A 10,191-nucleotide genomic window follows, 5' to 3' on the forward strand; every position below is an offset into this window, starting at 1 on the left:
GGCGAGGGCGCCGTCCCTGGACTAGCCTGAAGTCAGACGACACGCGAGGGACCGCGCATGACGCTGGCGATCATCCACACCCGGGCGGGCCTCGGCCTGGAGGCGCCCGAGGTGCAGGTAGAAGTGCATCTGGCCAATGGACTACCCGGCATGACCCTGGTGGGGCTGCCCGAGGCCGCGGTGAAGGAGAGCCGCGAACGGGTACGCAGCGCCCTGGTCAATGCCGGTTTCGACTTCCCCAACACCCGCCGCATCACCCTCAACCTGGCGCCCGCCGACCTGCCCAAGGAGGGTGGGCGCTTCGACCTGCCCATCGCCCTGGGCCTGCTGGTGGCCTCGGGCCAGGTGCCGCCGGAGGCGCTGTCCGACGTCGAGAGCGCCGGCGAGCTGGCGCTCGACGGCCGGCTGCGCCCGGTCACCGGGGTGCTGCCGCTGGCCATGGCCACGCGGCGGGCCGGGCGGCGCCTGATCGTTCCCCGTGCCAACGCCGACGAGGCGGCCCTGGCCGGCGATCTCGAGGTGCTGCCCGCCGACCATCTGCTCGAGGTGGTGGCCCACCTGCTCGGCCAGGCGCCCATCGTGCCGCATCGCCTTGCCGAGCCGCCCCCCGGCACGGCCGCCCCCGCCGACCTGGTCGACGTGCGCGGCCAGCACCAGGCACGCCGCGCCCTGGAGGTCGCCGCGGCCGGGGGCCACAATCTTCTCTTCGCCGGCCCTCCCGGTACCGGCAAGACCATGCTGGCCAGCCGTCTGCCCGGCATCCTGCCGCCGCTGACCGAGGACGAGGCGCTGGAGGTGGCGGCGATCCGCTCGGTCAGCGGCCTGGCTCTTCGGGAACAGTGGGGCCGGCGCCCCTTCCGGGCCCCGCACCACACCGCCAGCGCGGTGGCGCTGGTGGGCGGCGGCTCGAAGCCGCGCCCGGGGGAGATCTCCCTGGCTCACCACGGCGTGCTGTTCCTCGATGAATTCCCCGAATTCTCGCGCCACGTGCTGGAGGTGATGCGCGAGCCCATGGAGTCGGGGCAGATCCATATCGCCCGGGCCAGCCACGAGCGCCGATACCCGGCCCGGTTCCAGCTGGTGGCGGCCATGAACCCCTGTCCCTGCGGCCACCTGGGGGACCCGCGCAATCGCTGCCAGTGCACCGCGGCGCAGATCCAGCGCTACCAGGCGCGGCTCTCCGGGCCCTTGCTCGACCGTATCGACCTGCAGGTGGAGGTGCCGGCCCTGCCGCCGGAACAGCTCACCTCCCGCGAGGCGGGGGAGCCGTCGGCCGTGGTGCGGGCGCGGGTGATGACAGCTCGGGAGCGTCAGCAGGAAAGGGGCGCGCTGAATGCTCACCTGGCCGGGCGGGCGCTGGAGGGCGCCTGTGGCCTTCAGCCGAGCGACAGGGCCTGGCTGGCCGAGGTGCTGGAGCGGTTGCGCCTGTCGGCGCGGGCCTACCACCGCGTGCTGCGGGTGGCCCTGACCCTGGCGGACCTGGCGGGAGCACCCCGGCCCGAGCGTGAGCAACTGATCGAGGCCATCGGCTACCGTCAGCTCGACCGGATGCTCAAGGGGTGAAGGCTCGGCTCGAGGTCGGGGCGCTACAGGGCGGTGGCGTCGAAGGCACCGCTGATCTGCTCTTCCCACAGCGTCTCGTCGGCGCCAGGCCGGCGCAGGGCCAGGCTCAGGCGGTAGGGCAGCAGTGCCCGGTCGGAGAGCTGCAGGCGCGGGCCGTCTGCCTCGAGACGGCTCTCCAGCCGCCACTGGTTGTCGCTGCTTCCCTCGGCCATGGCGTCGCTCCAGTCGAGCACCTGGGGGCCCTCGGAGACGCCCAGCAGGGCACGCGTCAGGCTCTCGAGGAAGCGTTCCTGGCCGATGCTCAGGGCGACATCGACCTCGGGGGGCGCCATCAGCAGCACCTGGTCGGTAGGCGGACGGGGCATCGACGGGGCGTCGAGGATGCGCTCGGCGGCACGCTCGCCGAGGTTCAGCAGCGCCTGGCGCAGGGTTTCGGGGCGCTCGGGACTGGCGGCACAGCCGGTCAGCAGCAGCACCAGGAGGCTGGCCGTGAGTCGGAGCGTCATGGATCGTCGCCCTCTCGGCGGGTGGCGGGTTCCAGGGAGGCGACGAAGCGGTCGAGGGCATCGAACAGCGTCTGCCGGATCGGCTCGGCCTCGTTGACCAGGTGGTGGCGTGCCTCCGGGTGGCGATGGATCTCGGCATTGGGAAACTTGCGTTCCAGCACCGCCAGGTTCCACTCCCAGTCCACGGTCAGGTCCTGTTCGCCCTGGAGGATCAGCGTCGCTACCGGACTGGGGGGCAGTGCCAGCAGCTTGGGCATCCATCGGCGCATGGCGCTGATCCACTCCATGGTCAGGCGGTCGGGCTGGAGCGGGTCCTGATCACGCAGGAAGGCGGAGAATTCGGCGTCGGTGGAGTTGGCGCGGAACTTGCGCGGGATCGAGCTCACGAAGGGGCCCACCAGGAGGTGCAACCAGCTCGACTGGCTCCAGCCCCAGGGGCGCACCAGCGGGGCCAGCAGCGCCAGCCCGGCCCAGTGGCCATCGTCGCCACGGGTGAGGGCATCGGTGGCCAGTATGGCGGCGCCAGTGCTCTGGCCGACACCCAGCCAGGGGCGGGGGGCCAGGCCCTCTTCCTCGAGATGCTGCTGCAGGCACTGCAGGCAGCTGCCATAGTCATCGAAGTCGTCGATGGAAGCACGCGGCCCGCTGGACAGGCCATGACCCGGCAGGTCCCAGAGCACCACCCGCCAGCCACGGTCCAGCAGGTGCTCGAGCAGGTGGCGATAGAGGCCGAGGTGGTCGAAGTAGCCATGCACCACGAAGGCGGTGCCGACCGGCTCCCTGGGACTCCAGACCTGGGTCCAGAGACGGAAGTCGCGGGCGTCCACGTATCCCACGTAGAGGCCCACGTGCTCGGCGAGCAGGGGGGCCAGGCCGTAGTGGCCCAGGTAGCGCTCCAGGTCCTGGCTGCTGGGTACCACGTCGGTCAGGTCGACCAGGCTGACAGGGCCGAGGGCCTGCAGTGGGGTAAAGTCGCTCATTGAATCCTCCGCAACGCCCGGACATGCTAGCGTCAACCCGGTGAGGGAGCTACCGATTCCATTCGGGCCGGTCGCCCGAAGGTCCATGATGTCTTATCTTTTGGTCTAGCTCGGCGTGGCTTCCGAGGCTTCAGGGTTTACATATGGAATCATTTTCCACAAAATCCCCGCACGCAGTCGCCCAACCCTACACCGGCCGACCGGTACAACCGGCGACCGGCTGCCAAGCACGAGGAGATCCACAATGACCGAACGCGTCACTCGCCACCGTCTGCAGGTGGCCGCGGAGCTGGACCGATTCATCAACGAGCAGGCGCTCCCGGGAACCGGTGTCGATGCCGAGGCCTTCTGGTCCGGCGTAGATGCCCTCTTCCATGATCTGACACCGAAGAACCGTGAACTGCTCGCCGAGCGTGATCGCCTGCAGGAGAAACTGGACGCCTGGCATCGCGAGAACCCGGGCCCGGTCCGCGACATGGCCGCCTACCGTGCCTTTCTCGAGGAGATCGGCTACCTGGTCGAGGCCCCGGCCGAGGTCGGCGTCACCACCGCCAATGTCGACCGCGAGATCGCCGTCCAGGCCGGCCCGCAGCTGGTGGTGCCGGTGAGCAATGCCCGCTACGCGCTGAACGCCGCCAATGCCCGTTGGGGCAGCCTGTATGACGCCCTCTATGGTACCGATGCCATTTCCGAGGAGGGCGGCGCGGAGAAGGGTTCCAGCTTCAACCCGAAGCGCGGCGAGAAGGTCATCGCCTATGCTCGCGGCGTGCTCGACCGGGCCGCTCCCCTGGCCACCGGCTCCCACCGCGATGCCGTCAAGTACGTCCTGCGCGACGGCCATCTGGTGGTGACCCTGGAGGGGGGCCGCGAGACGGGGCTCAAGGACCCGGGCAAGCTGGTCGGCTTCAATGGCGATGCCGCCAACCCCGAGGCCATCCTGCTGGTCAACCACGGCCTGCACCTGGAGATCCAGATCGACCCGAGCCACCCGATCGGCAAGACCGACCCCGCCGGTGTCAAGGACGTGATCGTCGAGGCGGCGCTGACCACCATCATGGACTGCGAGGACTCCGTCGCCGCGGTGGACGCCGAGGACAAGGTCGGTGTCTACGGCAACTGGCTGGGCCTGATGAAGGGTGACCTGGAGGAGCAGGTCGAGAAGGGTGGCAAGACCATCACTCGCCGCCTGCACGGCGACCGCAGCTGGACCAACGCCAGCGGTCAAGACGTCACCCTGCCGGGCCGTTCGCTGATGTTCGTGCGCAACGTCGGCCACCTGATGACCACCCCGGCGGTGCTCGACGCCGACGGCAACGAGCTGCCGGAAGGCATCCTCGATTGTGTTGTCACCGGCCTTGTCGCCCTGCACGACCTGAAGAAGGGCGAAGGCGAGCCGCGCAACTCCCGCGCCGGTTCCATGTACATCGTCAAGCCGAAGATGCACGGCCCGAAGGAAGTGGCGTTCGCCAACGAGCTGTTCGGTCGTGTCGAGGACGTCCTCGGCATGGCTCGTGACACCCTCAAGATGGGCATCATGGACGAGGAGCGCCGGACTTCCGTCAACCTCAAGGCCTGTATTGCCGAGGCCGCCTCGCGGGTGGTGTTCATCAACACCGGCTTCCTCGATCGCACCGGCGACGAGATGCATACCGCCATGGAAGCGGGCCCGATGATCCGCAAGGGCGACATGAAGAACGCCGCCTGGATCCAGGCCTACGAGCGCAGCAACGTCCAGGTCGGCCTGGCCTGCGGCCTGCGTGGTCGCGCCCAGATCGGCAAGGGCATGTGGGCCATGCCGGACCTGATGGCGGCCATGCTCGAGCAGAAGATCGGTCACCCGAAGGCCGGTGCCAACACCGCCTGGGTGCCGTCGCCCACCGCCGCCACCCTGCACGCCCTGCACTACCACCAGGTGGATGTCACCGCCATCCAGCGCGAACTGGAGGCCCAGGGCGAACCGGACTACCTGGACGACCTGCTCACCGTGCCGGTGGCCGCCGAAGCCAACTGGTCCGACGAGGAGATCCAGCAGGAACTGGACAACAACTGCCAGGGCATCCTCGGCTACGTGGTGCGCTGGGTCGAGCACGGGGTGGGCTGCTCCAAGGTGCCGGACATCCACAACGTCGGCCTGATGGAAGACCGCGCCACCCTGCGCATCTCCAGCCAGCACATCGCCAACTGGCTGCATCATGGCGTGGTGGACGCCCCGCGGGTCCAGGAGACGCTGGAGCGCATGGCCAAGGTGGTCGACGAGCAGAACGCCGGTGACCCGGACTACACGCCGATGAGTGCCGACTTCTCGGCCTCCACGGCCTTCCAGGCCGCCAGCGACCTGATCTTCAAGGGTCGCGTGCAGCCCGCCGGCTACACCGAGCCGCTGCTGCACCACTGGCGCGCCGTGCACAAGGCGAAATGATCGGCCTCGGGCCTCGGGTGGCGAGCGGCAAGGAAGGGATCCCCTGGCGCTCGTAGCTCGTAGCTCGTGTTGAGAGACGCCCCGGGTACCTGCCCGGGGCGCTTTCGGTTATGTTGACGCCAGAGTTCCCCTCGCCACCGACCCGCAGGAGCCATGCCATGACCGTGATGACCGCCGCCGCCATCGAGGATTTCCTCGACGAGGTCTTTCCCCAGCGTTCCGGGACGATCGAGGGCGTCGATCACATGCGGGCCACCATGAGCCTGGCCATCGAGGACGAGCACCTGCGCCCCGGGGCGAGCGTTTCCGGTCCCACCCTGATGGGCCTGGCCGACGTCTGCCTCTATGTGGCGATCCTCGCCCAGGTCGGCCCCGAGCCCATGGCGGTGACCAGCGATCTGCACTGCCGTTTCCTGCGTCGCCCCCGGGGAGATCGCGATATCATCGCCAACGCCCGCCTCCTCAAGCTGGGGCGCCGCCTGGCGGTAGGTGAGGTTCAGCTCTTCTCCGCCGGGGACGAGGCACCGGTGGCGCTGGTCACGGCGACCTACGTCCTGCCCGACAACGACTAGCGAGCACGCAGCACGCCGACGGCCAGGGCCAGCCAGCCGGCGATCATCAGCACCCCGCCCGCCGGCGTGACCAGCCCCAGGCCGCGGGCGCCGGTGAGCGCCATGGCGTAGAGCGAGCCCGAGAAGAGCAGCATGCCCGCCACCCACAGGCCCAGGGCCAGGCGCTGGCCCGCCAGGGGTGTGGTGGCACGCCAGGCCAGCACTGCCAGCAGCGCCAGGGTGTGCCACGCCTGGTAGCGCACCCCGGTCTCGAAGGCGGCCGCCAGCCGTGGATCGAGCCGCCCCTCCAGGGCATGGGCGCCGAAGGCCCCCGCGATCACCACCAGGGCCCCCGAGAGCGCCCCGGCGAACCACCACCACCTGTCCTGCATGGGTGAGCCTCCCCGCGTCCAGAGAATCGTCGTGAATCGGTGCCTACCGTACCCCGGCCGGCCCGACTCGGCTACAATGGTGGCCCGCGAATCCCCGAGCACGAAGAGAGGACGCCATGCAGATCCAGCTCAATGGCGAAGCGCGCACCCTGACGCCCGACCTCACGGTCGCCGAGCTGGTCGAGTCCCTGGGGCTCGCCGGTCGACGCATCGCCGTGGAGGTCAACGAGGAGATCGTGCCCAAGAGCGAGCACGACGAGATCCGGCTGGCCGAGGGCGACCGGGTGGAGGTCGTCCATGCCATCGGCGGCGGCTAGTCGACGGGCCGCCGGCTGCCGAACTTTCCACGGGTATACAGGAGCCAAGCATGAGTGACTTTTTCCAGGACCAGCCGCTGCGTATCGCCGGACGCGAATTCACCTCGCGCCTGCTGGTCGGCACCGGCAAGTACCGCGACTTCGACGAGACCGCCGAGGCCATCGCCGCCAGCGGTGCCGAGATCGTCACCTTTGCGGTGCGCCGCACCAACCTGGGGCAGGAGGCCGGCGAGCCCAACCTGCTCGACGCGGTGCCGCCGGAGCGCTTCACCCTGCTGCCCAACACCGCCGGCTGCTACACGGCCAGGGACGCGGTGCGGACCTGCAAGCTGGCGCGCGAGCTGCTCGACGGTCACAAGCTGGTCAAGCTCGAGGTGCTGGGGGATCAGTCCACCCTCTACCCCAATGTCGTCGAGACCCTCACGGCGGCCGAGGAGTTGATCGCCGACGGCTTCGACGTCATGGTCTACACCAGCGACGACCCCATCGTCGCCCGCGAGCTCGAGCGACTGGGCTGCTGTGCCATCATGCCGCTGGGCTCGCTGATCGGCTCCGGCCACGGCATCCAGAACCCGCACAACATCCGCCTGATCATCGAGCAGGCCGACGTGCCGGTGCTGGTGGATGCCGGGATCGGCACCGCCTCCGACGCGGCCCTCGCCATGGAGCTGGGCTGCGACGGCGTGCTGATGAACTCGGCGATCGCCCATGCCCGCCAGCCGGTGCTGATGGCCAGTGCCATGAAGAAGGCCGTCGAGGCCGGCCGCGAGGCGTTCCTGGCCGGGCGCATGCCGCGGCGCCAGACGGCCGATCCCTCCTCTCCCTTTGCCGGTCGCATCAACGGCTGACCCTGGAACGAATTTCGAGCACGTCGCATGAACGAGTCGCAACACGACAGCACCGGCCCGGAAGGGCCGGACGCCCCGCTGCACCGCCGTGGCATCAAGAGCTACGTGCTGCGGGCCGGGAGGATGACCCAGGCCCAGACCCGTGGCCTCGAGGAGGTCTGGCCGCGGCTGGGCCTGACGCTGGCGGATGGCCGGCAGGACCTCGATGTCCTGTTCGGCCGCCAGGCGCCGCGGGTGCTGGAGATCGGCTTCGGCATGGGCGCCTCGCTGGTCGAGCAGGCCGAGCGTCATCCGGAGACCGATTTCATCGGCATCGAGGTGCACGCGCCCGGCGTCGGCAAGCTGCTCGACGAGGCCGACAAGCGGGGCCTGAGCAATCTGCGCGTCTATCGCGAGGATGCCCTGGCGGTGCTCGAACAGTGCCTGCCCGAGGCGAGCCTGGATACCGTGCAGCTCTTCTTCCCCGACCCCTGGCCGAAGAAGAAGCACCACAAGCGACGCATCGTGCAGCCGGCCTTCGTCGAGCTGGTGCGTACCCGGCTCAAGGTTGGCGGTGTCTTCCACATGGCCACCGACTGGGAGGCCTATGCCGACTGGATGGCCGAGGTCATGGGTGTGGTGCCGGGCTATTGCAATCTGGCTTCCGCGGAGACGGCACCCTTCGTGCCCCGCCCCGAGTTTCGTCCATTGACCAAGTTCGAGGCCCGTGGCGAGCGTCTCGGTCATGGTGTCTGGGACCTGATGTATCGACGCAGCGAATAGCCAGGCCGACACCGGCGATGGCGATGCCCATGCCGATGATGCCCTGTCCCCCCGGGCGTTCGCCGAACATGGCCGCCGCCCAGAGCAGGGTCACGGCGGGGGTCAGATAGACCAGCGTCGACGTCAGGGTCACCCCGAGCCGCCGCAGGCTGGTGACGAAGAACCCGTACCCACCCAGGCTCGATAGCACGATCAGCCAGCCCAGCGCGGTGACGCTGGCCAGGTCGGCGGCGGGAAACGCGAGGGTGCCACCGCCGGCGATCAGGGCGGCCAGCGTGAAGATGCCCGTGGCGGCGAGGAGCTGGGACAGCAGGGTTGCCGAGATCGGCATCGCCGTCGCCCAGCGCACGGCCAGCAGGCTGCCCAGCGTCACCGCCACCACCGAGCCGAGCGGCAGCAGGTAGGCCCACGGCGGAGCCTGGCCGCCGTGCTCGAGATCGTCGGCCACGTACAGCATCATCCCCAGGGTGGCGATGGCCATGCCCACCCAGCCACGGGCGGCCAGGCGCTCGCCGAGCCAGGGGCCGGCCAGCGCCGCCGCCAGCAATGGCTGCAGGGCGGTGATCAGCGCGGTCACGCCGGTGCTGACGCCGAGCCGGATCGCCAGGATCACCCCCAGCAGGTATCCCCCCATGGTCAGGCTGCCGATGGCCATTTCGCGCAGGACGTCCCGCCGTGCCGGCCGGCCGGTCCTGCGCAGCCGCCAGTACAGGCCGACCAGCAGGCTGGCCAGCAGGAAGCGCCAGGCGAACAGCGCCAGCACCGGCGTGTCGGCCTCGATCGCCAGTCGCCCGCCGACGAATCCCGAGCTCCAGCACACCACGAAGCCCACGGCGACCAGCAGCGATGTGAAGGGCAGAGGCATCTCGATATCTCCCTCGATGACCGGGCCTTGAGCCTGAGGCATATATCGACTTCAATGAATCGATATTGTCTTCAATCAGGTTTCAATATGGCTGAAGTCTCGACCGCGGCGCTGGATCTCGAGCTGTTACGCAGCTTCCAGGCCGCCGCCCGACTGGGGTCGCTGGCGGCGGCGGCGCAGCAGCGCCATCGCACCGTCAGCGCCATCAGCATGCAGATCAAGCGCCTGGAAGAGGTGCTGGGCTCGCGGCTGCTGGAGCGGGGCTCGCGCGGGGTGACGCCCACCGCGATCGGCGAGGCCCTGCTGCAGGAGTCGCGGGAGCTGCTGCGCCTGCACGACGGCATGCTGTCGCGCTTCACCGGCCGTGGGCTGGGAGGCAAGGTGCGCCTGGGGCTTCCGGAAGACTATGCCCGCGAGCTGCTGGGCAACGTGCTGCCGGAGTTCATGGCCTGTCATCCCGATGTCCTGCTGGAAGTCGTCACCGCCACCAGCGGCGAGCTGGCGCGACAGCTGAGCCGCTCCCGGCTGACGCTGGCGGTGATACTGGATCGGCCGCATTCGCTGCCGGGGGGAGAGACCCTGTGGCGTACCACGCCGGTATGGGCCGGTCCGCGGCGGGGGGAGTTGGACACGCGCCCATGCCTGCCCCTGGCGCTCCATGAGGTCGACTGTCCCTATCGGGCCCTGGCCATCGAATCCCTGGAAGGCATCGGCAAGCCCTGGCATGCGGTCTTCACCAGCACCAGCATTCATGCCATCGAGAAGGCGGTGGAAATGGGGCTGGCGATCAGTGTCCTCGACCGTGAACGGCTGACGCCGGCCATGCGCGAGCTGGACGTAGGGCATGGCCTGCCGGCGCTGCAGCGCTGTGAGGCGAGGTTGCACTTTGCCCGACACATCGAGGCCTCCTCGCGGCCGGCCGTCGAGGCACTGGCCAGCCTGCTGCGCGATCGCCTGGCCCAGCGCGGGCCATGGCGGGGCATCGGTG

At 69.5% G+C, this 10,191-nt stretch carries 10 protein-coding genes and 1 pseudogene; 7 read left to right on the forward strand and 4 right to left on the reverse strand.

The annotated features are described in order from the left end of the window. The first annotated feature begins 57 nt into the window (after positions 1-57). Positions 58-1,563 (forward strand): YifB family Mg chelatase-like AAA ATPase, encoded by a 1,506-nt coding sequence (locus ACOMD9_RS20170; protein ID WP_421417792.1) that lies wholly within the window; start codon positions 58-60, stop codon positions 1,561-1,563. A gap of 23 nt (positions 1,564-1,586) precedes the next feature. On the opposite strand, the gene ACOMD9_RS20175 is transcribed toward ACOMD9_RS20170, so the two are convergent. Together ACOMD9_RS20175 and ACOMD9_RS20180 are read right to left on the reverse strand one after the other, a co-directional pair. Further along, positions 1,587-2,069, reverse strand: coding sequence for a hypothetical protein (locus tag ACOMD9_RS20175; RefSeq protein ID WP_421417793.1), 483 nt, complete (start codon positions 2,067-2,069; stop codon positions 1,587-1,589). After that, positions 2,066-3,049: an alpha/beta hydrolase gene (locus ACOMD9_RS20180; protein ID WP_421417794.1), complete on the reverse strand. Its 984-nt coding sequence runs from the start codon at positions 3,047-3,049 to the stop codon at positions 2,066-2,068. Before ACOMD9_RS20180 ends, ACOMD9_RS20175 begins: the two co-directional genes overlap by 4 nt. Positions 3,050-3,293: 244 nt before the next feature. Between ACOMD9_RS20180 and ACOMD9_RS20185 the strand changes: the two genes are divergently transcribed. Next, positions 3,294-5,468 (forward strand): malate synthase G, encoded by a 2,175-nt coding sequence (locus ACOMD9_RS20185; protein WP_421417795.1) that lies wholly within the window; start codon positions 3,294-3,296, stop codon positions 5,466-5,468. A 158-nt stretch (positions 5,469-5,626) separates the two neighbouring features. Then, positions 5,627-6,040 (forward strand): PaaI family thioesterase, encoded by a 414-nt coding sequence (locus ACOMD9_RS20190; RefSeq protein WP_421417796.1) that lies wholly within the window; start codon positions 5,627-5,629, stop codon positions 6,038-6,040. Here the strand turns inward: ACOMD9_RS20190 and ACOMD9_RS20195 are convergent. Beyond that, on the reverse strand, positions 6,037-6,411 hold the full coding sequence (locus ACOMD9_RS20195; RefSeq protein ID WP_421417797.1) for a DUF423 domain-containing protein: 375 nt from the start codon (positions 6,409-6,411) through the stop codon (positions 6,037-6,039). The two genes, ACOMD9_RS20190 and ACOMD9_RS20195, sit on opposite strands and share 4 nt — an antisense overlap. 116 nt (positions 6,412-6,527) lie before the next feature. Between ACOMD9_RS20195 and thiS the strand changes: the two genes are divergently transcribed. From thiS to trmB, 3 genes are read left to right on the forward strand one after another with little or no spacing between them, the layout of a single operon-like run. Then, complete coding sequence (thiS, locus tag ACOMD9_RS20200) at positions 6,528-6,728, forward strand: sulfur carrier protein ThiS (RefSeq protein WP_421417798.1); 201 nt, start codon at positions 6,528-6,530, stop codon at positions 6,726-6,728. A gap of 50 nt (positions 6,729-6,778) precedes the next feature. Further along, a complete protein-coding gene (locus tag ACOMD9_RS20205; protein WP_421417799.1) occupies positions 6,779-7,576 on the forward strand; it encodes a thiazole synthase in 798 nt (265 codons plus the stop codon). A 27-nt stretch (positions 7,577-7,603) separates the two neighbouring features. Next, on the forward strand, positions 7,604-8,338 hold the full coding sequence (gene trmB, locus ACOMD9_RS20210) for a tRNA (guanosine(46)-N7)-methyltransferase TrmB (protein WP_421417800.1): 735 nt from the start codon (positions 7,604-7,606) through the stop codon (positions 8,336-8,338). Positions 8,339-8,348: 10 nt separating this feature from the next. On the opposite strand, the pseudogene ACOMD9_RS20215 reads toward trmB, so the two are convergent. Then, positions 8,349-9,245, reverse strand: a pseudogene (locus ACOMD9_RS20215) (DMT family transporter); the annotation flags it as partial. A 45-nt stretch (positions 9,246-9,290) separates the two neighbouring features. Here ACOMD9_RS20215 and ACOMD9_RS20220 point away from each other — a divergent pair. After that, positions 9,291-10,191: LysR family transcriptional regulator (locus ACOMD9_RS20220; protein WP_421417801.1), on the forward strand; the 901-nt coding region annotated here is incomplete at its 3' end.

Source organism: Halomonas terrestris (genome assembly GCF_049166755.1).
Taxonomy (GTDB): domain Bacteria; phylum Pseudomonadota; class Gammaproteobacteria; order Pseudomonadales; family Halomonadaceae; genus Halomonas.